Source organism: Pedobacter jeongneungensis, assembly GCF_000633455.1.
GTDB classification, from domain to species: Bacteria; Bacteroidota; Bacteroidia; order Sphingobacteriales; family Sphingobacteriaceae; genus Pedobacter; species Pedobacter jeongneungensis_A.
This window is the reverse complement of record NZ_AYMG01000017.1, coordinates 265,745-289,009: the sequence shown is the minus strand read 5'-3', so window position 1 is coordinate 289,009 and position 23,265 is coordinate 265,745. Positions and strand designations below refer to the sequence as shown.

The window sequence follows — 23,265 nt, the reverse complement described above, 5'->3', positions numbered from 1 at the left end:
GTCTGTGTCCCCACAGACCACTAATTTAATTATCTGTTTCAGGCTGTGAGGACACAGGCCGAGGATTTATGTTATCTTACAAATGCCATGGCTACCCCGCCGTCTACATTTAAAACATTTCCAGTTGATTTGTGCAACAAGCCACCTACAAAGGCGAAACAGGCATTGGCAATATCGTCCGGTAATATAATCTGGTTCAACAAAGTACGTTTTGCGTAATAAGCTGGTAGCTCTGCAACGGTAATACCATAAGCTTTTGCGCGGCCTTCTGCCCAGCCACCTGCCCAGATATTGCTATCACTGATTACGGCATCTGGATTAACTACGTTTACACGGATATTATCGGCACCCAGTTCGGCAGCGTTTAACCTGCTTAAATGTAACTGAGCCGCTTTTGCACTGCCATAACCGGCATTATTTGGTCCGCTTACCAGGGCATTCTTACTTACAATATTAATGATATCGCCACCAATATCCTGCTTTTGCATCGTATTTGTTGCAGCCTGGGTAATAAAAAACTGACCTTTTACCAACACATCATATAATAAATCCCAATCCTTTTCGGTATGATCAGCAATGGTTTTAGAGATTGATAAACCTGCATTGTTTACTACAATATCTACCCCGCCAAAAGCCAGGGCGGCCGAATCGAAAGCGGCTTTAATATCTGCTTCGCTGGTTACATTCAATATAGCGGTACTGTAAGAATCTTTACCAAACTGGCCTGCAAACTCTTTACCTGCTTCTTCCAAACGCTCGGCGTTCATGTCGTTTAAAATCACCACACCGCCTTCGGCAACAAATTTCTTGGCAATTGCTTTACCAATACCACCGGCGCTGCCTGTAATGAGGGCAATTTTACCAGTTAATGGTTTTGGTTTCGGCATGCGCTGTAATTTCGCTTCTTCCAACAACCAATATTCGATATTAAAAGCTTCCTGGTGCGGTAATGAAGTATATTCAGAAACCGCTTCAGCGCCTTTCATTACATTAATGGCATTGATGTAGAATTCTGCTGCAACCCTTGCCGTCTGCTTATCTTTAGAGAAAGTAAACATACCGATACCAGGGTACAAGATCACCACTGGATTGGTATCACGGATAGCCGGACTGTTTGGATGTTTACAAGCTTCGTAATAAGCGGTGTACATTGCCCTATAATCTTCAAAGGCAGGCGCTAATGTTTCTTTTAGCGCTTTAACATCTGATAAATCGGCATTACTTTCTAGTGTTAAAACCAGCGGACTGATTTTAGTTCTCAAAAAGTGATCAGGACAGCTCGTTCCCATTGGCGCAAGGCGATCTAAATCGTTAGAATTAATGAATTCTAAAACACGGCTATCATCGGTAAAATGACCGATCATGTGCTGTTTAGAAGAACACAACCCACGTAAAACAGGCGCTATTGCGGCTGCTTGCTTTTTACGCTGATCTGCAGCTGCACTTTCTATTTTCTGTCCGCCAAAAACAGGACCTTTTTTACCATAATTCTGATTCAGGTAATCAGAACAGATTTCAATTACTTCTAAAGTATTGAGGTAACTTTCGTAAGCGGTATTGCCCCAGGTAAACAAACCATGTGAACCCAACATAATACCACGGATGCCCGGATTTTCATCTAAACACTGCTTTAATTGCAATCCCAGTTCGAAACCTGGTTTTTTCCATTCTACCCAGCCAATTGTTCCACCGAATAATTCTTCGGTAATTTTTTTACCGTCTTTAGCCGCTGCGATTGCAATTGCCGCATCTGGATGCAAGTGATCGATATGCGCAAATGGTAAGAAACCATGCAAAGGTGTATCAATTGATGGTGCTTTAGAGCTTAAATCGAAAATGCAGTGGTTAAACAATTCAACCATTTCATCTTCATGCTCTACTCCACGGTAAATATTTTTCAGACTACGTAAACGGTCAACATATAATGCAGCAAGGCCACTTTTCTTTAAAGTGCCTAAATCGCCACCCGAACCTTTTACCCACATTACTTCGGTTTCCAAACCCGTAAGCGGATCTTTTTCCAATACTTTACATGAGGTATTTCCACCCCCATAATTGGTTAAGCGTAAATCTGCACCCAATAAATTAGAGCGATAAATTAAGAGGGCTACTTCATCACCAGCCAGTTTTGCGGCCTCTTCTTCATCCCACAGATAGCTTACGTGCTTATAACTTTTCGTATCGATTGACATTCTTATATTCTATTTAAATTTTTTATTTATTAACCTTTTATTGAATTACCATAACCTACAATGAGTACCGAAATGATGATGGTTAGAATACCCGCCAAAACAGTAAATAAGGTTTTTTTGGATACCCCTTTCCACTCTTTCAACACGAGTCCCCATACATTGGCGATCAAAATGATAAAAGCCATGTGTAAGATCCACGAACTGGCACCGTTGCCCATTTTACTTTCTCCCATACCATAAAAAAAGAACTGCAAAAACCAGGTAGTACCTGCCAGTGCAGAAAAAATATAGTTTTTTAACAATGGCGTTTTTGCATTGGTATAATCGCCAAATGTTTTATTGCGTGCGTTCAGTACCATACACCAGATAAAATTAGTAGTTAAACCACCCCAAAGTACGATGATATAGGTAACGTTATTCTGGAAGAGGAAATTTCCATTTTCTGCAGGATTTGCAGCTTTCCAGATGGCGTTTGCAGCGTCGGCCATAGGTTTTCCGGCTTCGATACCGAAGTTAAAACAGGCACTTAATACGCCTGAAACAATCCCCACAAACAACCCAAGACCGAATTTAAATTCTGTTTTTACCTCCATACCATGTGGGTCGGTAATTCCAGTTTTCATTTCCTTTTCTTTCATCATGCCTGCCTTACCACAGATGATAATCCCAAAAACGCATACCAGAAGCCCCAGTAATACCATGCGGCCCCAATCGGTATGCAAAAACATGCTAAAAGTATCTTTACCTGCCTGAGGAAAAAAATCGAAATAAATGGATGGAAGGATCGATCCCAACACCATACACAGTCCTAAAATGATACTGCTACCCAATGATACACCCAGGTAACGAACACCCAGGCCATAAGTTAAACCACCGATACCCCATAGGATGCCAAAGAAATAGGTGAGCCATAAAATACCACCATTGGTACTGCTGATAATGGCACCAAAATTGGGAACAGTTAAAAAAGCAGCAAGGGGCGGAACGATTAACCAGGAGAATATCCCACCAACAATCCAATAGCTTTCCCAGGCCCAGCCTTTAACTTTTTTGTATGGAATATAGAAACTTCCGGAGGCGAAACCACCGAAGAAATGAAAAATTACACCTAAAATTGCTTGCATGCTCTAATTTAATATTTGGTTGCCCTAAAATAGAATTTGCATCAACTTTAACTGTTATGCACTGTTATGGATGTAGACTTTAACCACAGATGGAAAGGATAAACACAGATATTTTTAATAAAATGCCACGGAGACGCGGATTAGCACGGAGATATTTTGCGTGGTGTTAGATGTTACCATCTGACACTTATCGAATATCAAGCGAATAGAATCGGCGTTGTCAACTTTCTGGCGTATTTGCTATTGAAGTTGACAACGCTTTCTATGGAAAATAATATCACTTCATTTTTTTGTTTGACCACCGAAGGACACGTAAGGTTTACTGATAGATTTAAAATTAAAAGGATCGTCATTGCGAAGCATGAAGCAATCTCAATGCGAAAAAGATTGCTTCGTCGGCTGAAAAAGCCTTCTCGCAATGACGATTTTTCTAAGGAGATTGCTTAATGCGCTTCTGCTATTTCTATGCTTCAGTTCCCAACGACGATATTTTTTGCAAAATATCTTCAATTACATCAGCAGATTTGAGGATTTTATAATGCCCTACCTCTTCGTATTCTTTTGCGTTTATTGCAGGATATTTATCTAAAAATTCTTTTAGAAACGGATATGGAGAAATGTGATCGGCAGGATCGAAAGCCAGGAAATGATCAATATCCGGATTCAGCTGATATAGCTCAGTAAGGTTAAAGTGACTTGCTGAAACGGGGAACTCTTTTGCAAAATTTTCAAAGAAAATATCCTGGTGTTTAGCTCCGATGCTTACCGAGTCTAAGCTCTGCTCAAAATTCTCTTTCAAACGGATCAACGGGGCAATGCTGATGAGCAGATTGGGAGTTATTCCCAGTTCTTGCAGCGCAATTACATTGGCCATGCCGCCCAGCGAATGCCCGATTAATACATCTGGCTGTGCATAATTTAAAGCAATAGATTTTACCGAATCGGCATACAACATCAGGTTAGAAAACTCAGAGATTGAGCTTCCATTACCAGGTGCATCAAAAGCAATGATCTCCAGATCTTCTATTTTACGCAGTTCAACAATCAGTTCGTAAAAGTCTAAAGCTTTTGACGCCCATCCATGCGTAAGCAGTACTTTTCGCTTTCCATTGCCCCAACTGAAGCAATTAATGCTTAATTCGGCATTGGTAAAATAAGTATCAAAAACTTTAAGGCTAAACTGTTTGGATTCGGCAATAAGCTGTTCCTGATGCAGGCGCAAAGGCATTTTGGGCGAGTAAAAAATAAACTCACGCATTAAAGCTGCATCAGGATTTGCCTGTGTTAATTTCAGCTCGTTTGCAATCTGTTTTAATCTTTTCAATTCGAGCTTATTTATGGGTTAAACTAAATGCGATTTTAAATCGGCCGGAGAATAATTGATTGATTTTAACGTCTTGTCGTCAGATTTTCTGAATACCAAAAATAATCCATCAATTTCTTTGTAATAAGATTCGGTCTGATCTTTATCTAAATAAAACTGGATCGTTTGTTCAGCCTCTTCTACTGTTTTGCAGGCTTTACTCATGTTAGAGCGGTGAACTTCATCAAATAAGGTCTTAAATTTTCCGCCCAGGCCAAATTCGTGGATGGCACCGGCCAAGACATATTGTAGATCGCAAAGGGCATCGGCCACTTCTACCAGATCATCATTTTCTACTGCTTCCTGTAATTCTTTCAATTCTTCAGCCAAAAGCGAGATGCGCAGATTAGCCCTTTGTTTTGAAGGAATAACCGGATTTTCGAGTATAGGATGTTTAAAGGTAGTGTGAAATTCTGCAACCTGATTTAGCGAATTGGTTTCTTGTACGGCCATTTTTTGATTTTAATCTTTAAGCAACAAACTTAAAAAAATCGATAGAAATATTGGGGAGAATTTATTCACAAGGTTGGTTAATCGTTAGTTGGGTTAATCGGTTAACTGTTGAAACTGGTTAACTGAAGATGAATCCCAGCAATTTAACAATTCAACAATTTTTAATTATTCCTCAATTAACCAGTTAACCAACTCTAAACAATTAACCATTCTTTTTCCCTTCCCTTACCACTTTAAAAAACTCTTCTTTATACGTTTCACCGATTGGAATGGCCTGATCATTGATAAAAACGGTATTTCCATCGATCATTTTAATTTTTTCCAGCGAGATGATGTATGACTTATGGATGCGGTAAAAAGGCGGTTGTGGCAATTCGGTTTCCAGCTCACGTAACGATTGGTAGGTAATGATCCGCTGTGTAGCGGTATATACCGAAACGTAATTTTTCAATCCTTCAACATAGAGGATTTCTTCGTAATTAACCTTGATAAATTTATTCTTGGTATCGCCTTTAATGAAAATGAAGTCATTGCCCTGGGCGGGCTTTTGCAAAATAACTTCCTGCTGAACAGGGGTTACAGGCGATAAAATCTGCTGGGCCTTGGTGGCGGCTTTGTAAAAACGCTCGTAAGAAATTGGTTTAAGGAGATAATCTACCACATCGAGATCAAAACCTTCTAAAGCATATTCGGGATAGGCTGTGGTGAGGATCACTTTACATTTACCCCCACAGATTTTTAAAAACTGGATCCCTGTTAGCTCGGGCATCTGAATATCCAGAAACACCAGATCTACCTTACCTTCCTGCACCAGATTAAGCGCTTCAAAAGCATTGGTTGTGGTGCCCACTAATTCTAAAAAAGGGGTTTTATTGATAAAGGCAGCAATAATATCTGAAGCATAAGATTCATCATCAACAGCAAGGCAACGGATCATAGTAGGCGTTTAGGGGTAAATAGTTTATTAAATATAATTGTCAGTCTGAGCTTGTCGAAGACTTCTCATTCATCGAAAATAAAAATATTTGCCCTTCGACAGGCTCAGGATGACAATATTTTTGCTTTCTCCTTAATAATACAAATTATCCATTAGAGATTTAAAATCAAAGTGCTTTTATAGGTATTGCCATTGTTAGAAATCAATAGTTCATGCCTGTCAGGATAAATCAGATCTAACCTCCGATGAATATTTATCATCCCAATACCACTCGAATGGTCTTTCTGTGCATGGCTGATCTTGTTGCTCACTTCAAAACTTAAACGTTTATGCTGTACTTTTAGTTTAATGCGAACGGGTTGTGCTTCATCATTTACCACGCCATGTTTAAAGGCATTTTCAACAAAAGGAATCAATATAAGTGAGGCTATTTTTTGATCACTGATGCCTTCGGTTACAAAGTCGACATAAAATTTTGGCTCGAAACGCATTTTAAATAGCTCAACGTAACTTTCCAGGTATTCTACTTCTTTATCTAAACTCACTTTACCATCCGGACTATCGTTCAAAGTATAACGCATCAGATCAGACAAGCGTAAAACGGCATTGGCCAGTTTATCCGAAACAGGAATGGCCAGAGAATATACATAATTTAAGGTATTATATAAAAAATGTGGGTTGATTTGCGATTTCAAAAACGACAGCTCTGCTTTTACTACTTCTTCTTTAAGTTTCCGGTTTACCTGCTCCGATTTAAAACTCTGCTCAATCCCATAAACAGCAGCCGGCGCCACAATAAAGGCAATGCTCCAATAAATATTATCTGAAATGTAAGCCCAGGTAGTTACACCATCATCATAATTATGAAAACCAAACCATTTTAAATAAAGCACTTCCTCTATTAAATACCTCAGTGCAATAAATACGGCTATGGTAAATAAGATACCCCCGATTAACTGTGGTATTTTATGCTTTTTTAAAAATCTCGGATATACCCATAAATAACAGATGTAGAATTCTATCAATTGTATAAAATTCATAGAGATACTAAAAGCAGCTTTAGTAAATGTTGTGCCATCAATTAAATAGCCACCATAAAAATAGCCCAATACGAGTACCCAGCAAAGAATATGGATGGAAATGGTTTTTATTGTTTTCATGCCCTAAAACTATACAAAGCTTTTTTAATGGCCTATTTTCTTATGCCAAACCTGCAAATAATTATCCCAACCTATCTTTTTTAAGGATTAACGCCATTTATAACCAAAAAATGCATTGGGATAATATTTTAAGGGGTTGGGATTATATAATTTTTAGGCTGAGGCAGGCTTTTCATCTTTGAAACATCAATTAAAACAAACATAAGATGAACCGCTTAATAAAACCTACCATTTTTTTCCTCTTCCTTTTCGGTATTAAAACAGTTTTTGCTCAAAACACCAAAATATCAGGAACAGTTACCGATAAAAGCAATAAAGCACTAGATTATGCTTCTGTAGCCCTGATCCACCTGCCCGATTCTGCTTCGGTTGCGCTACAGGCTACTAACCAACAGGGACTTTACGAATTTAGCCAGGTAAAACCAGGCCAATATTTAATTAAAGCGCTGATGATGGGTTATGATAAAAGCCAATCTGCACCTTTCGAAGTAAAAGATATGGCGGTTAAAGTACCTGCAATTGTGTTAACTGATCGCTCACAAAACCTTAAGGAGGTAAATATTATATCTAAAATGCCGGTTATTGATCAAAAAGCCGACCGTGTGGTGGTCAATGTAGAGCAAATGAATACGGCAGGCGATAATGCACTGGAAGTGATCAGCAGGTCGCCGGGTGTAAAACTGGATAAGGATGATAACATCGTACTTAAAGGTAAAAAAGGCATTAATGTAATGATTGATGGTAAATTGAGTTACATGACGGGTATGGAATTAACCACTTACTTAAAATCGTTACCAGGATCGGTATTAAGCAAAATAGAACTGATTTCTAACCCACCTTCTTCATTTGATGCAGCTGGAACGGCCGGGATCATCAATATTAAACTGAAAAGGAACAAAATGCAGGGCTTTAATGGCAATATGAACCTTGGCGGAGGCTATGGCCGTTATGAGAAAGCTTTTGGTGGCACCAACCTTAATTACAATATTGGTAAAGTGAGTACTTATCTGCGCTTAAATGCAGGTCATTATAACTCTTACAACAGGCTAACACTAAACCGAACCATCGGGGAAGAACAATATAACCAGCTTAATTTTTGGCATCCGATTACCAATAGCTTAAATTATTCTACAGGTGCAGATTATTTTATTGATGATAAAAATACCCTGGGCATTATGGTAAAGGGTTATACCGCTCCTGAAGAAACCAAGGTAAATAGCAACTCGGTAAACTATAATGCTGCCGGGGCAAAAATGGGTGGAACGAGTATGTACAATCCGCAGAGCAATACCGAAAAAAATCACGCTATTAATTTAAATTACCGTTTAAAAACCGATACATTGGGAGGCGAGCTAGGATTTGATGCCGATTATGTGCGTTACGACAATAGCAGAAACGAAACTTTTACCAATAATTACCTTGATGCCAACGACCAGCTTATTGGTACTCCGATCGATCTTCGCAATAATGGGATGGGTAAAGTATCCATTTATTCAATCAAGGCCGATTATACCCTGAACTTTAATAAAACACTAAAAATGGAAACCGGTTGGAAAAGCAGCTGGGTAAAATCGGAAAGTGATGTACGTTTCGATTCGCTGAAAACCGCCGGCTGGATCACCGATCCAAGAAGGACGAACTTATTTTTATACAACGAAAACATTAATGCAGGTTATCTTTCATTAGATCAAAGCTTTAAAAATTTGCAGATCAAAGCAGGCTTACGTGCGGAGCAGACTTTGGGAAATGGCAGTTCATCGGGAACGAATACGCTGATCGACAGAAAATACTGGAAGCTTTTTCCAACACTTTTTATTTCTTTAAAACTCGATTCGAACAACCTGATTACGGCTGCCTACCGCAAAAGCATTAACCGCCCATCGTACAGTAGTTTAAATCCATTTACTTTTTATAGCGATCCTTATACTGCCTTACAGGGGAACCCGTTTTTACAGCCCTCCTACGCCAACAGCTTTGAATTTAACTACTCGATTAAAAATTTCAGGGTATTAACGTTGAGCTATTCAGTTAATAATGGATCGATATGGGAAGTGGTTTATCAAAACGATGCGACTAAAGAAAGCATCTCGCGACCAGAAAACCTGAGCCGCACCACCAACTTTTACATGGCAACCGGAAGTCCTTTTGATGTAACCAAATGGTGGAATAACAGTACTGAAGTTTCAGCAGGATTTAACCGCACCGAATCGGCTGTACAGGGAAATGGTTATAATGCCTTCTCGTGGAACTGGTCTATAATGACTGATAACACCATTACTTTGCCTAAAAACTATAGTTTATCAGCCTATGCTTATTACGATTCTCCTTCAGTTTCAGGTCTGTTCCGCAGTTTAGGAAGTTATCAGCTTAATATCGGCGCGAAGAAAACCTTCTGGAATAAGAATGCCACATTGGCCTTAAAAGTTAACGATGTATTTAACACCAGTGCATTTAGGGCAAACCTGGAGTATAACAACATTAAAACCTATTGGAAAAACGAATGGGAAAGCCGGAGGGTAAACCTGAGTTTCACTTATAAATTCGGGAACATGAAAATTAAAACTGCCCGCAGCAGAAGAACAGGAACAAGTGATGAAGAGAACAGGGTTGGGAAGAATTAGAATGAGATAAGTTTGGTAATGGCGTCATTCCCGCGCAGGCGGGAATCTTAAAGCGTTTTGCATTAAGATTCCCAATCGGGTTGGGAATGACGACCGCTCCAAATATCCTAAAGCTTAATTTTCACAAAATACAAGCGGTTTCGATCTACCGAATTGGTTAAAGGCAAAATTTTCTGGGCAAAACCACTTGCGCCATTATCTACTACACCAAAATCATCATCGTTAGATATCACCAAAATATTACCTGGCAACAAGGCTAAACCTTCTGCTTTATCGTGCGGATAAACAGATGGAAGATCTTTTAAAAGGTCTAAAACAACCGTTTTGCTTACCGGTGTAATGCCTGCTCCGCTTAAGCCTGCTGCATTGTTCAATTCTTCAACCGTTTTACCACCATAAAGTTTACCCGTTGCGCCGTTATTGGCATCAGAAATATCGGTAGCGCCGCTGATGTCGATTTTAAAAACTTTTTTAAATGTAGCAGGATTGCTTGCTGCACCGCCATATAAACCATCACGCTCAATGGTTAAAAAGGTAGTACTATTTACGGCAACAATATCACTCACACCTGTAAGGCTTACATTATCCATTAAATAGGCATATTGTTTGGTTGCACCTGTAGCAATATCAAAAGTTAGGATTCTTAATACAACCGAATTGGTTACTGCACTTTTTGAAGGATTGTACATCGGCGATTGCATCATGCCCACCAAAGTTTTTCCATCTGGCGTAATGGCTAAGCCTTCCATCCCACGGTTTGCTCTTCTGTTTGCAAATACCGCCGGGATTTTACGTCCGCCGGTTCCCGTTCCAAATGGGTTAATCCGTTCTATAGTTTTTCCTGTTGCATCAACGTGTACAATGTGTGGTCCATATTCATCGCTGATCCAGAACGATCCGTCAGCAGCCCTTACCAAACCTTCTGAGTCGATGCCATCAGCACTTGGCGTAATTACCTGCCCGTTTAAATCGTAGGCAATTTCTCCAGAAGCACCCATTCCCGCAGGATTAGGTAATCCGTTTAATTTACCACCTGAGGCATTTTTTAGTTCTATCGTTTGCTCAAGTACCAATTTGCCATCTTTTAACCTGAATTTTCCAATCTGCGGATCAAAATCCGGTTTTCCGATGATGATGGAATTGACCAGCTGCCCGGCAACATTCGATCCCCTATCGGTCATCATGTAAAAAACATCCGGCGAATTGGGATCAGCAGCTACAGCCGAACCGAAACCACCGTTATATACTTTTACACCTGCAGTTGTGGTAAAAAGTATCGAAGGATCAGAAACTTCGGCCATTGCAGGGTAAGTAAATTCTGCTGGTGTTTCATCATGGTTCTTTTTGCACGATACCATACCGATAGATGCGGCGGCTATCAGGGTGAGTAGATCTCTTTTCATTTATTCTTTTTTGAACAAAGCAAGGATCTAAATATGAAAGCAATGTTAAGGGAATAACAAGAATAGTTTTCCGCACTAGGTTAGACAATCGTAAAAAGTAATTATTATTTTAATTGCTTTCGACCATTAAGAAGTTAAGGGCATTAAGAGGTTGTTAGTAAATTCAAATGCGGGCGTCATTCCCAACCCGATTGGGAATCTTAATGCCATTACCATGCCTTATTTGCATTAAGATCCCCGTCTGCACGGGGATGACGAATCTTGAAAATTTCCATCATTTAATAATTCACATACTTCTCTTCAAAACTGCCATCCTCATACAAATCGATCAAACCATAACCTGGTGCGGTTTCTCTTCTGTTCCCCTCCCACCATGCACCGGATACGGCACCATTGCAGAGGTAAGTAACGCCGTTATAAACCACTTTATCGCGCATGTGCAAATGGCCGCTTAAACACAGTTTTACGTTGGGGTGCTGGTAAAAAAGGTTAATGATTTTTGCTGTATCGGTATGCATATCGCCACCCAGCATGGTCCACTTGTTTACAATATCATCTTCTATCATCAACAAAGCAGTAAGGATCGGAATGTGCGACATTACCATGATTGGCATCGTTTTACTGGTGCCTTCCAATTCGATTTTTAGCCAGTTTAACTGTTCATCGCCCAATTTACCGATGTACCAGGTATTATCGATATCAAGGTGTGTACTATCCAATACGATAATTTTCCAGCCGTTTTGTACCAAGCTGTAATAAGGTTTAACCAGCTGCAATTTATCCATGGCATATTTTTTACCATAATAAACCTCGCCTTTGCTAGCCTCATTCCACCAGATATCGTGGTTACCCAAACAATAACGCACCGGGATACCACATTCGTTTTTCATGGTTTCCTGCACCAGTTTCCATTGATCGTTTATAGTGCCGATATTCTCTTTGTTCATATCGAAAACGATGTCTCCACCGTTTAAAATCAGGTCTACTTTTGGCGATTGTGCCTGTAAGTGATGCAAACACTTGACAAATCTGGCAGGAGCATTAAATTGATTCTTCAGGTGAACATCAGTAATGTGCGCCACCCTTAAAACAGGATTTTTCTCAGCCGGTAACGAAACTTTTGATAAGGTTGGCAGCAAAAACAGGCCGCCTATATTTTTGAGTGCAGATCTTCTTTCCATCAGGTTTTCTCTAATTGGTTTCAAAATTAGCATTGCAATGTTGCGTTAACATTAAGAAAAAAGCGGCGCTGCATTATACAGGCACCGCTACAGAGATTGTTTGGTTTATTAAATTTATTGAGCTTTTACCGAGCGATAAGCTTTGATGATTTTATGAAAAATCTGGTTATTTTGATAAATGCCGTTGAAATTTTGAGAACCAGGACCATAAGCAAAAACCGGAACCATAATGCCTGTATGATCATTGGTGCTAAATTCGCCCCTTACCATTCCTTTTTCGGCGGCACCATCTAAAAGCGTTAATCCACCTGTTTCGTGATCGGCAGTTACGATCACCAGTGTTTCGCCATCCTGATCAGCAAAACGGAGTGCTTCAGCAATGGTCCGGTCGAAATCGTGTAATTCGGTAACGAGATAAGGCAAATCGTTGGCATGACCTCCATAATCAATCTGTGCACCTTCAGCCATGATAAAGAAACCATGCTTATTTTTAGATAAGACCTGAATGGTATGCAATAACGATTTTTTCAGCATATCGCCACGGCCTTTTATTGCAGGTCGGGTAGCCGAATCGTCCAATAAAACCAGCTGTTTGCCATTATATTGCTTTTCAAAATCAGCTAAACTGTTTGTGATCTGAAAGCCTTTGCTTTTAAGTTCTGACAAAAGGTTGCTGTTCTTATTCTGCTCGAAAGCTTTACGGTTAGAACCGACTAAAACTTCGGCTTTGCTGCTTAACAGATCATTCGCAATTGCTCCGTTGTAAGAGCGGTCGAGCTGATGGGCATAGAATACCGCCGGTGTTGCATCGGTTAGATCGCCTGAACTAATGATGCCACTTTTGATCCCGAAACCGGACAAAGTATCAACCAGATTGGTTTTGTTCTGGTCATCAGGTCCCATTCCGATGTAACGGTTATTGGTTTTATAACCGATTGCCATAGCGCTTCCACCTGCAGCCGAATCGGTATTTCCGGCATCAGCCGCAGCGGTTTCAGAAAAACCAATGTTACGGAACCTCGCCATATTCAGGTCGCCGTGGTTGGCAATCAGTCCGGCGTGGATTGCGGCCAGTCCCATTCCATCACCAATTAGCAGAATAACGTTTTTAGGTGCTTTATTTTGTCCGTCTGATTTATATGTCGGGGTATAGGGCGTGTAAGGTTTTGGATTAGTATAACTGAGTTTATCCTGATGAAGATAAAAATCCTTCAGTTTGGTCGGTTTATCAGTATTGATCCAGTCTGCACCAAGCCTTTCGAGCACAATCCAGGTGTTTGGACTATCCTGTGTAGCCCAGAACCTGAAAGGTTTTCCTTTTTGGTGAGCATTATTGATCGCAGTCCTCATTTTCACCTCGTCGGTTTTGGTTGGGTTTCCCTTTCCATTCCATACGGTATGGTTTTTCAAATCATCACTGATCATCGCCACCCGTGTTAATTGTGTATCAGTATAAGTGGTTGTCGGCCTGCCATCGAAAGATAATTGCTCATCGTAATTTTTAAAATCGGCAGGAACAGGCATATCGCCACTAATCACTACTTTTATGGCATTGGCATTCTTTTTTGCATCGAAAACCTCGGCATAAGTTTCGAGTTCTTTTAGCAATACTGGTAACACATGCTTGTAATCTTCTTTTACATCAACCACCAATTGCAGTTTTAAAGCTGCATTTCTATAAGGATGGTTTCCTTTTGCTTTAAAAAACTGCGCAAGCGGATCGAGGTATATTTTTTTAAGTGTAAAACCCGACCTGATTTCTGAAGCCTCATGCGCTACATATAATTCGCCATCCTTTAAAAATACATCGGCCTCAATGGATCCCATTTCTGCATAATAGGCCGTTAAAAGCGGAATCTCCTGCTTATAATCGTTATGACTGTGCCCACGGTTTGCACTCAGCTTAACCTGGGCAGATGCACTTTGCAGCCCCATCACAAAGGCCAGCGCTGCAAAGTTTATCCCTATTTTTTTTACCATCCTGGATTTTGTTTAATTACGCCCGCACTGTTATCGATTTCTCTTTGTGGCACTGCCCAAACATCATGCACCTGTGGATTGAAAGTTCTTGCCGGCCAGATCACGCTTCCATCAAAATCGTGCAATGGTTTGGCATAAGTGGCTTGTGCATCGCCCCATCTTACCAGATCGCGGTGACGGTCAGCCCACTCGCCTGCCAGTTCATTGCGGCGTTCGCGTTTAAGGTCGTCAATGGTCATCCCCGATTTAGTACCCAGGCCTGCACGTACCCTGATTTTATTCAGTTCGGTATCGCCGGCACCTGCACCGCTTAAATTAATGGCTGCTTCTGCTTTAATTAACAATACTTCTGCATAACGCATTAAAGGCACGTTCAAATCAGTTGTTCCATTATCACCGTTAGGGTTAACGTGAGCTGGAATAGGATTGGCATAAGAAAAAGGCTCCATGTATTTTTTAAACTGGTAGTTTGAAGTTGCCCCTGCATCTTTGGTAAAGCTGCGCTCCGCACCAAAGAACATAAATTTATCGCCAGGTTTTAAAATAGTAGCTTCCCTGCGTTGATCGCCTGCTTCGTAAGAATCATAAAGTTCTTTAGTTGGCAGGTAATAACCCCATCCGTTGTAAATACCCCATGCTTTGTTGGTTAACATTACGCCAGGAAGTTTACTTCCCCAGCCGGTACCGCCGCCACTTGGCGTACAAACTACCGACCAAATATACTCTTTAGACCAGTTATTTGAAGCTTTAAAAACATCAGCAAAGCCAGTATTAACCAAATCATGCTGACCAGAACTGATTACCATATCGGCATATTTTGCAGCGTTGGCATAATCTTTTTTGTACAGGTACACTTTAGATAAATAAGCCCAGGCCGCAGTTTTATGTGCTTTACCATAATCTGCAGCTTTCATCGCCGAAAACAACGGAAGGTTATCAGCTGCTTTTAATAAAAGTGAAATGATGTAATCGTAATTTTCATTTACATTTTTTGCACGGGCAACTGGCTGAGAAGCATCGGTCTCCGGAGTAACAATTGGCACACCTGCTTTATCATTTCCATAGTTTGCTGCCAGTTGGAAATACACCAAACCGGCATTAAAGTAAGCATCACCAATGATCTGTTTCTTTAAACTTTCATCCATATTGATCTTTGGCACATTGATAATGATATCGTTGGCGCGTTTGATAATAGCATAACGCATGCTCCACTGTGTTTCGGTATAGCCACCGCCCACATAGGTACGGTTAAAGTTTTTAATGTTATCGGCCTCCGGCTTGTTACGGCCGGTAACCATATCATCGCTGGCATTGATAAACCAGAACATACCACGACCGTAAAAGTCTTCAGCATTGTAGTTTTCGTACATCCCGCCTTCGGCTTTTAACGCGTCTTCTTTTGTTTTCCAGAAATTTTGTGCTGACGGAGAACCTTCAGGTACGATATCAAGTTCTTTTGTACATGAAGAAAAAACAGCAAGTGCTGCAAATGCGATATATTTAAAATTCTTTTTCATTGTTGTTGTGATTATAGATTTACACTTAAACCAAGGATAAAACTTCGTGCCTGCGGATAACGCCCAACATCCACTCCGTTGTTGTCCATTCCGATCTCCGGATCAAAGCCTGAATATTTAGTAATGGTAAAAAGGTTGTTTGCTGTGGCATAAATTCTTACTCCTCCGGTTTTTAATTTACTGGCTATAGATTTTGGCAAACTGTAACCCAGGGTTACATTACGGATGCGCAGGTAAGAACCATCTTCTACATAAAAATCAGAAGCTGCAAAGTTTCCGTTGGCATCGCTGGTCGAAATAATCGGCACTTTACCTCCTGGATTTTCCGGCGACCAGGCGTCAAGAATACCAACCAGTTTATTGTAAGATGGCCCACTAGCACTATAGGTAGTACGTTTTACCGCATTAAACAATTTATTACCCTGTACACCTTGCGCAAAAATATTGAAGTCGAAGTTTTTATAGCTGACATTAAAGCTTAACCCATAAGAGAAATCAGGGTAAGCACTACCGGCGAAATAACGGTCTTTACTATCAATTGATCCATCACCATTGATATCTACGAATTTAAAATCGCCCGCTTTTGCATTCGGCTGAATCTTGGTTCCTTTCGCATTCTTGTAGTTATCAGCTTCTGCCTGACTCTGGAAAATACCATCAGTTTTCAACACATAATAGCTGTAAAGCGATTGCCCAACCCTATTGGTAAGGGGAGCAACCTCATTCCGGAAATTGGTAGATACAACCTGGTTTTCTATACCTGGTATAAGTTCTTCTATTTTGTTGTTTATTTTAGTTAAAGTAGCGTTTACCGAGTAGGTGAAAGCTGCATTTTTATCACTGTTGTAAGTTAACCCTAACTCAATGCCTTTATCTTTTACCTTACCTGCATTAATGATTTGAGTATTTAAACCTGCCGTTCCGGGCAATGTTCTGGTTAGGATCATTTTATCGATTTCTTTGATAAAATAATCTGCAGAAAGATTTATCCTTCCCAATACCGCTACATCAACACCAACGTTGGTTTGTTTTGATTCTGCCCATGCGATATTAGGATTGGCCAAAACGTTTTGTACATAACCATTCTGCAAAGTTGGCGTTTGCCCGAAATAACTTTGCGTTGGCGTTAATAATGGATTAACCGCATCGGTAGTAAGCGAGGCCAAATTACCCAAAAAGCCATAACTGCCCCTTAATTTCAGTTCATTTAACCAACTTACATCTTTAAGAAAATCTTCTTTGCTCATTACCCATCCAACTGAAGCCGAACCATAATTCCTGGTCCTGTTATTTTTGGTGAGTAACGATGATCCATCACGACGGCCGATTAACGATACCAGATATTTTTCGCGATAGTTGTAGTTCGCCCTCAGAAACAATGAAGAAAGCGCCTGTGCAATATAAGTGCTCGAAGAAGGCTGTATAACTGTGGCATTCATTAAATACCTGTACTGTGGCGATTCATCATCAAAACCAGATCCTGAAGCAAACAGACTTCTGTATTGTGTTTTTTGGAATGAATAACCTCCGGTAACATCGAGCTGATGGTTACCAAAGGTAGTTTTGTAATTTAATACCTGCTCTGTTAGGAAATCATTATTACGGTTACTACTTTCCTGCAAACTATTGCTTAATACTGGTTTTCCTACCTCAGGTCTTTTAGGGGTAAAGCTTTTAAATGAAGCATCTGTTTTGGTGATGCTTAAGTTAGACCTAAAGGTTAAACCTTTGGCCAGTTTAATATTGGCGTAAGGATTAATTACCAGCACATTTATAGGGTTATTGATATCGATACGCTTCAACTCAGCAACAGGGTTAACAATATCGCCATAATCTCCGGGATATGGACCTGGCAAACCGGCAAAACTGCCATCGGCATTATAAGCTGTACCATTAGTTGGGTAATAAATTGCAGAAAGTAAAGCACCTGTATAATCGCTGCTGGTGTTGGCACCGTTTCCGTTGGTGCTGCTATACGATAGGTTTTCGCCAACCTTTAACCAATTGGTAACCTCGTGTTCGGTATTAATCCTGAAATTGTATCGTTTGGTTTTGGTATTTAATACAATACCTTCCGCATTACGGTAGTTGAAACTTAGGTAATAATTCGATTTCTCGCTACCGCCGTTTATAGCAGCATTGTAATCCTGTAATAACCCATCTCTAAACACTTCATCCATCCAGTTGGTGCGCGTAATCTGTCCGTCAGGGTATTTTGCGGCATCAAAGGAAGGCAAAATCGTAGTTCCCCCATTTTTGGCCGCTGTTGCTGCCACCTGCGAACGTTGCTGTGCATTTAGGGATTCTAGTTTTTTCCATGCGCTCTGTTGCCCAACTTTGGCATCAAAACTGATCTGCATTTTGCCGCTTTTGCCTTTTTTGGTGGTAATTAATATTACACCTCCCGAAGCTCTCGCTCCATAAATCGCTGCCGATCCATCTTTTAGCACCGAAATGGATTCGATATCGTTGGGATTAAGCTGTGGCGTGCCCGAAAAAATTGATCCATCGATTACGTACAGCACACTTTCTCCATTTATACCTCCGGCACCTCTAATATTAATGCGTGGTGTAGAAGTTGGGTCGCCACCTTCATTGGTTACAATTACACCAGGGGTTTTTCCGGCAAGTACTTCACCTACACTGTTTAACGAACGGGAAGAAAGTTTATCCAGGCCAACAATGCTGATCGCTCCGGTTAACGTTTCTTTTTTCTGTGTACCGTAACCAACAACCACTACATCAGCAAGCATGGAGCGTTCTTCTTTTAAAACCATATTAATCACCTGGTTTTCGCCTACTTTTACTTCTTTGGTCTGATAACCGATCATCGAGAGGGAAAGCACGGCATCGGCACCAACTTCAATGCGGTAAGCACCGTTTCCATCGGTTATGGTACCACTTTGTGTACCCAATACTTTTACCGAAACGCCCGGTAACACCAAACCTGTAGTATCTCTTACTACCCCGGTGATGATCCGGTCCGGTTTGTTCATCACCGCGTTATTTAAAATCACGTATCCGCCCTTTTCCAAAACCTGTAAGCCAAGCCTGTCTAAAAGCGACCTAACAGGTTCTGTAGTGAAATCGCCACTTACAAACATATTTTTTTGCTGTAACTGATCTGGATTATACACAAAGCTAAGCCCCGTGCGCGATTCAATTTCTTTGATGATCTCGGTCATCTTACGGCCTTTGTTTATCGTAATGCTAACCGTGGTTTTCTCTAACTTTTGCGCCATACCTGCCGAAGCGAGGATAGAGCTGCAAAAAATGCAGAGAATTGTAAATGTTAAACATGAGTATTTCATGATCTTATAAAGAGCTGGTGTCCTCTTAGCGGAGGTTGTTTTCATTGCTTAATTTGTTTGATTTTGTTTTTTGTAAAGCTTTAATTATGCTGACCTTAAGGCCAGAAAGAAAGATTGCGGCAACCGGTCTAACCGGTACCGTAGATAATTTCTATATCATATCCTTATCTCATTTGTATATATTAAATGTTTTATGATTTTTTGATCCGTTGAACTTCAGGTGATGCAGACTGCAGATGATATCCAAAATCTCTTCGGGCGATTGTTTGCTACTGAAAGAAGCAGTGGTTTTAAGTTTGGCCAAAGTGCTGTCGTTCAGCAAAATTTTAATACTATAAGCATATTGGAGTTTGCTGATGACCTGATCGAGTGTTGTGCCATCAAAAGCAAACTCAATAAAAGCAACCGGTTTGATTTTGCGGATGGCAGCACGTTCGGCGCTTTTATCATAAGTTAAAAACTCGTCCTTAACCAGCGTCCCCAGATTACCTTTTTGATTGCTAACGGCAACTTTACCCGTAACTACAGCAACTTCGAGCTGTTTACTGGCCTGGTAAGATTTAACTTTGAAAGAAGTACCTAAAACTTTAATATCGATCCCGGAAGTGGTATGTACCGTAAATGGTCGTTTTTCCTGGTGGGCGACATCAAAAAAAGCTTCACCCTCTTTTAATGAAATCTGGCGGCTGCTTGCAGCAAATACTTTGGGATAACTTAATTTTGCAGCCGGGCCAAGCAATACTACCGAACCATCGGATAAAGTGATACGTTTCCGTTCTGTTGCTCCCGTAACTACGGTAACCTGATTACCGACAGGTTTTACCGGACTGCTGATTTTCCATACCATTAGTCCAAGCGTAACCATAATCAGTACCGCAGCGGCTATCTTATAAAAAGTTTGAAGCTTTAATACCTTATTGCGTTTTGGCTTTTCGTACATCGTTGCCTTAAGCTGAACAAACATTTGTTCTCCTATCACAGCTTTTTGATCGGCCGTTAATTCCACATCTTTTGCCGGGAGTGTGGCATACCACTCTTCAACTTTTTTTTGTTCTTCGGGACTAGCCTGCTGATCGAGGTATTTCTGCAGCAGTTCCTTTGCCTGTTCTTCTGTCATTTAAATACATGTCAGTTGAAAAGCAAAGAGGTACTAACCAAAAATGTTATCTATAAATTAACTTTATGTTAAGCCGATCAAAGCGGCAATTAACAGGATGTAGGATAGACTTTTTTTGAGGAGTTTTAAAGCAGCAGAAATCTGGTTTTTTACCGTTTGAACAGAAATGTCCAGTTCTGAAGCGATTTCTTTGATTGATTTTTCCTGTTTTCTGCTCATCGAAAATACCTGCTGCATTTTTTCTGGTAAGAGTGCGATGGCGGCATCTACTTCGAGGTGTAGTTCCTTTAACAGGAGTTTATCATCTGCAGCAGCGCTATGTTGCTCGTCCATCAAGGCCGTAAGTGCAGGTTGGTGCTGCTCCTTATAACTGCCCGACCTAAAATAATTGATTACTTTATATTTTACCGCGCCATGCAGGTAAGCGCCAAGACTTCCGGAAAGGTTAATCGTTTTATGGTTTTCCCACAGTGAAATGAAAATCTCCTGGGTGATATCCTGCGCAAGGGCCTCGTCTCCTGTTTTTTTAAGTGCAGCGTCAAAAATACCCTCCCAATAAACCCGGTAGATTTCTTCCATCGCCTGATGGCTTCCGCACTGTAAAGATGAAAGTAAAGTTTCGCTCAAGGGATGCTGCTTTTTCGCAGCAAAGCTAGCAGCCCAATATTCCCTTAGTATTAATAAATCTTAAAGAGTAGGTGATTTGTTTCCCGCAGATTTAAAGATTGCCGCAGAAATTATATTAGTAAGAATGCTGTATTCCTCTATGAACACTGTGGTTAATATTGGAAAATGTAAGTGGAAAACGGACTTGATTCTGCGCACATCAGCGATACCTGCGAGAAAAAATAGGCGATTTGTTTCCCGCAGATTTAAGAAGATTATCGCAGAACTTATATTGGTAAACGCTGCATTTCTCTGTGAACGCTTTTGTCAATAATGGAAAATGTAAGATGAAAAACGGACTTTATTCTGCGCACATCAGCGATACCTGCGAGAAAAAATAGGTGATTTGTTTCCCGCAGATTTAAGAAGATTATCGCAGAACTTATATTGGTAAGAATGCTGTATTCCTCTGTGAATACTGTGGTTAATATTGGAAAATGTAAGATGGAAAACGGACTTTATTCTGCGCACATCAGCGATACCTGCGAGAAAAAATAGGTGATTTGTTTCCCGCAGATTCAAGAAGATTATCGCAGAACTTATATTGGTAAGAATGCTGTATTCCTCTGTGAACACTGTGGTTAATATTGGAAAATGTAAGATGGAAAACGGACTTTATTCTGCGTACATCAGCGATACCTGCGAAAAAAAATAGGCGATCGGTTTCCCGCAGATTTAAGAAGATTGCCGCAGAACTTATATTGGTAAGTATGCTGTATTCCTCTATGAACACTGTGATTAATATTGGAAAATGTAAGATGGAAAACGGACTTTATTCTGCGCACATCAGCAATACCTGCGAGAAAAAATAGGTGATTTGTTTCCCGCAGATTTAAGAAGATTATCGCAGAACTTATATTGGTAAGAATGCTGTATTCCTCTGTGAACACTGTGGTTAATATTGGAAAATGTAAGATGGAAAACGGACTTTATTCTGCGCACATCAGCGATACCTGCGAGAAAAAATAGGTGATTTGTTTCCCGCAGATTTAAGAAGATTATCGCAGAACTTATATTGGTAAGAATGCTGTATTCCTCTGTGAACACTGTGGTTAATATTGGAAAATGTAAGATGGAAAACGGACTTTATTCTGCGTTCATCAGCGATATCTGCGGGAACAAAAAAAGCACCATCATCTCGACTCCGTTCACCCGATAGCTATCGGGTCCGCTCGAAATGACGACAATTGGGTAATTGTAATCAGCAATGACGACTTAGCCTTTACCCAAACAACCCCGCAAAAATTTTATTAGAATGCAATTTAGCCTGGTGATCGTAAATATGTGAAGTACTCATAATCTCATTCACGCCGTAAGTTTCTACAAAAGCGGTTAAATTTTCTTTAACTGTTTCTCCACTGCCGATAAAAGAATAATACAACATCTGTTCTACCGCTTCTTTTTCCATGCGGTCCCAATATTGGTTAATATCATCTACCGGCTCTTTCAATAACTCTCTTTTGCCTGTAATTACACCTAAAAACATGCGTTTTACCGAACTCGATAAACGTTCTGCTTCTTCATCGGTATCAGCAGCTACCACATTTACACAGGCCATTACATAAGGTTCCTGTAAAAATGCGGAGGGTTTAAAATTGTTCCGGTAAATAGAAATGGCGTGTTCGAAATAGGTTGGTGCAAAATGACTGGCAAAAGCATAAGGTAAGCCTTTTTCTGCCGCTAAACGGGCACTATCGGTACTTGAACCCAAAACCCAGATCGGAATATCCAGTCCTTCACCCGGAATAGCCCTTACACTCGCCCGGCTATTTGAAGCCGAAAAAAGCTGTTGTAATTTTTCTATATCTTTTGGAAAGTTATGTGCCGCATTAAAATTTTCACCACGGATGGCCATTGCCGTAACCTGATCGGTGCCCGGTGCCCTGCCCAAGCCCAAATCGATACGGTTAGGATAAAGTGAAGCCAAAGTACCAAACTGTTCTGCCACAATTAAAGGCGCATGATTGGGCAACATAATACCACCAGAACCTACTCGGATGCTTTTTGTGCCACCAGCAATGTAACCAATGAGTATTGCGGTAGCCGAACTGGCCACACCTGCCATATTATGGTGCTCTGCAAACCAATAACGGGTATAACCTAAATTTTCTGATTGTTGGGCTAAATCCAGACTTGTCTTAAAAGTATCAGCTGCGGTATAACCGTCTAAAACAGTTGCGAGATCAAGAACAGAGTAAGGTATATTTTTTAATGAATGATCAGCCATAAACTAAGGGGAT

Annotated in this window: 15 protein-coding genes; 1 reads left to right on the top strand and 14 read right to left on the bottom strand. The window is 40.5% G+C overall.

Annotated features, from left to right (window positions below; translation table 11 throughout):
- Positions 1–71 precede the first annotated feature (71 nt).
- The 6 genes from U859_RS0117535 to U859_RS0117505 form a co-directional block, all read right to left on the bottom strand.
- Positions 72–2,192 carry a bifunctional rhamnulose-1-phosphate aldolase/short-chain dehydrogenase gene (locus U859_RS0117535; protein ID WP_025144633.1) on the bottom strand — a complete coding sequence of 707 codons (2,121 nt, stop codon included), beginning with the start codon at positions 2,190–2,192 and terminating at the stop codon, positions 72–74.
- A 29-nt stretch (positions 2,193–2,221) separates the two neighbouring features.
- Complete coding sequence (gene rhaT / locus U859_RS0117530; protein ID WP_025144632.1) at positions 2,222–3,316, bottom strand: L-rhamnose/proton symporter RhaT; 1,095 nt, start codon at positions 3,314–3,316, stop codon at positions 2,222–2,224.
- Positions 3,317–3,779: 463 nt separating this feature from the next.
- Positions 3,780–4,640 carry an alpha/beta fold hydrolase gene (locus U859_RS0117520; protein ID WP_025144630.1) on the bottom strand — a complete coding sequence of 287 codons (861 nt, stop codon included), beginning with the start codon at positions 4,638–4,640 and terminating at the stop codon, positions 3,780–3,782.
- Between the two features lie 18 nt (positions 4,641–4,658).
- Complete coding sequence (locus U859_RS0117515) at positions 4,659–5,132, bottom strand: nucleoside triphosphate pyrophosphohydrolase family protein (protein ID WP_025144629.1); 474 nt, start codon at positions 5,130–5,132, stop codon at positions 4,659–4,661.
- Between the two features lie 202 nt (positions 5,133–5,334).
- Positions 5,335–6,069, bottom strand: a complete 735-nt coding sequence (locus U859_RS0117510; RefSeq protein ID WP_025144628.1) for a LytR/AlgR family response regulator transcription factor — start codon at positions 6,067–6,069, stop codon at positions 5,335–5,337.
- Between the two features lie 152 nt (positions 6,070–6,221).
- Positions 6,222–7,229, bottom strand: coding sequence for a sensor histidine kinase (locus tag U859_RS0117505; RefSeq protein WP_025144627.1), 1,008 nt, complete (start codon positions 7,227–7,229; stop codon positions 6,222–6,224).
- A gap of 206 nt (positions 7,230–7,435) precedes the next feature.
- On the opposite strand from U859_RS0117505, the gene U859_RS0117495 reads away from it, so the two are divergent.
- Positions 7,436–9,850: an outer membrane beta-barrel family protein gene (locus U859_RS0117495; protein ID WP_025144625.1), complete on the top strand. Its 2,415-nt coding sequence runs from the start codon at positions 7,436–7,438 to the stop codon at positions 9,848–9,850.
- 107 nt (positions 9,851–9,957) lie between these two features.
- Here U859_RS0117495 and U859_RS0117490 read toward each other — a convergent pair whose 3' ends face one another.
- The 8 genes from U859_RS0117490 to U859_RS0117455 all read right to left on the bottom strand — a co-directional run bounded on the left by U859_RS0117490 (position 9,958) and on the right by U859_RS0117455 (position 23,252).
- A complete protein-coding gene (locus U859_RS0117490) occupies positions 9,958–11,253 on the bottom strand; it encodes an esterase-like activity of phytase family protein (RefSeq protein ID WP_025144624.1) in 1,296 nt (431 codons plus the stop codon).
- 278 nt (positions 11,254–11,531) lie between these two features.
- Positions 11,532–12,434: a metallophosphoesterase family protein gene (locus tag U859_RS0117485; RefSeq protein ID WP_025144623.1), complete on the bottom strand. Its 903-nt coding sequence runs from the start codon at positions 12,432–12,434 to the stop codon at positions 11,532–11,534.
- Between the two features lie 114 nt (positions 12,435–12,548).
- Positions 12,549–14,414: an alkaline phosphatase gene (locus U859_RS0117480; protein ID WP_025144622.1), complete on the bottom strand. Its 1,866-nt coding sequence runs from the start codon at positions 14,412–14,414 to the stop codon at positions 12,549–12,551.
- Positions 14,408–15,931 carry a RagB/SusD family nutrient uptake outer membrane protein gene (locus tag U859_RS0117475; protein WP_025144621.1) on the bottom strand — a complete coding sequence of 508 codons (1,524 nt, stop codon included), beginning with the start codon at positions 15,929–15,931 and terminating at the stop codon, positions 14,408–14,410. Before U859_RS0117475 ends, U859_RS0117480 begins: the two co-directional genes overlap by 7 nt.
- An 11-nt stretch (positions 15,932–15,942) precedes the next feature.
- Positions 15,943–19,173: a SusC/RagA family TonB-linked outer membrane protein gene (locus tag U859_RS0117470; protein WP_025144620.1), complete on the bottom strand. Its 3,231-nt coding sequence runs from the start codon at positions 19,171–19,173 to the stop codon at positions 15,943–15,945.
- A 238-nt stretch (positions 19,174–19,411) separates the two neighbouring features.
- A complete protein-coding gene (locus tag U859_RS31205; RefSeq protein ID WP_025144619.1) occupies positions 19,412–20,359 on the bottom strand; it encodes a FecR family protein in 948 nt (315 codons plus the stop codon).
- Positions 20,360–20,422: 63 nt separating this feature from the next.
- On the bottom strand, positions 20,423–20,986 hold the full coding sequence (locus tag U859_RS0117460; RefSeq protein WP_162799980.1) for an RNA polymerase sigma factor: 564 nt from the start codon (positions 20,984–20,986) through the stop codon (positions 20,423–20,425).
- A 1,261-nt stretch (positions 20,987–22,247) separates the two neighbouring features.
- A complete protein-coding gene (locus U859_RS0117455) occupies positions 22,248–23,252 on the bottom strand; it encodes an LLM class flavin-dependent oxidoreductase (RefSeq protein WP_025144617.1) in 1,005 nt (334 codons plus the stop codon).
- Positions 23,253–23,265: the final 13 nt, after the last annotated feature.

What these genes read in the sequence shown, in the direction of transcription:
- U859_RS0117535 (WP_025144633.1), bottom strand. Translation starts at nt 2,192, where the DNA reads ATGTCAATCGATACGAAAAGTTATAAGCACGTAAGCTATCTGTGGGAT.
- rhaT (WP_025144632.1), bottom strand. Translation starts at nt 3,316, where the DNA reads ATGCAAGCAATTTTAGGTGTAATTTTTCATTTCTTCGGTGGTTTCGCC.
- U859_RS0117515 (WP_025144629.1), bottom strand. Translation starts at nt 5,132, where the DNA reads ATGGCCGTACAAGAAACCAATTCGCTAAATCAGGTTGCAGAATTTCAC.
- U859_RS0117510 (WP_025144628.1), bottom strand. Translation starts at nt 6,069, where the DNA reads ATGATCCGTTGCCTTGCTGTTGATGATGAATCTTATGCTTCAGATATT.
- U859_RS0117505 (WP_025144627.1), bottom strand. Translation starts at nt 7,229, where the DNA reads ATGAAAACAATAAAAACCATTTCCATCCATATTCTTTGCTGGGTACTC.
- U859_RS0117495 (WP_025144625.1), top strand. Translation starts at nt 7,436, where the DNA reads ATGAACCGCTTAATAAAACCTACCATTTTTTTCCTCTTCCTTTTCGGT.
- U859_RS0117490 (WP_025144624.1), bottom strand. Translation starts at nt 11,253, where the DNA reads ATGAAAAGAGATCTACTCACCCTGATAGCCGCCGCATCTATCGGTATG.
- U859_RS0117485 (WP_025144623.1), bottom strand. Translation starts at nt 12,434, where the DNA reads ATGGAAAGAAGATCTGCACTCAAAAATATAGGCGGCCTGTTTTTGCTG.
- U859_RS0117480 (WP_025144622.1), bottom strand. Translation starts at nt 14,414, where the DNA reads ATGGTAAAAAAAATAGGGATAAACTTTGCAGCGCTGGCCTTTGTGATG.
- U859_RS0117475 (WP_025144621.1), bottom strand. Translation starts at nt 15,931, where the DNA reads ATGAAAAAGAATTTTAAATATATCGCATTTGCAGCACTTGCTGTTTTT.
- U859_RS0117470 (WP_025144620.1), bottom strand. Translation starts at nt 19,173, where the DNA reads ATGGCGCAAAAGTTAGAGAAAACCACGGTTAGCATTACGATAAACAAA.
- U859_RS31205 (WP_025144619.1), bottom strand. Translation starts at nt 20,359, where the DNA reads ATGACAGAAGAACAGGCAAAGGAACTGCTGCAGAAATACCTCGATCAG.
- U859_RS0117455 (WP_025144617.1), bottom strand. Translation starts at nt 23,252, where the DNA reads ATGGCTGATCATTCATTAAAAAATATACCTTACTCTGTTCTTGATCTC.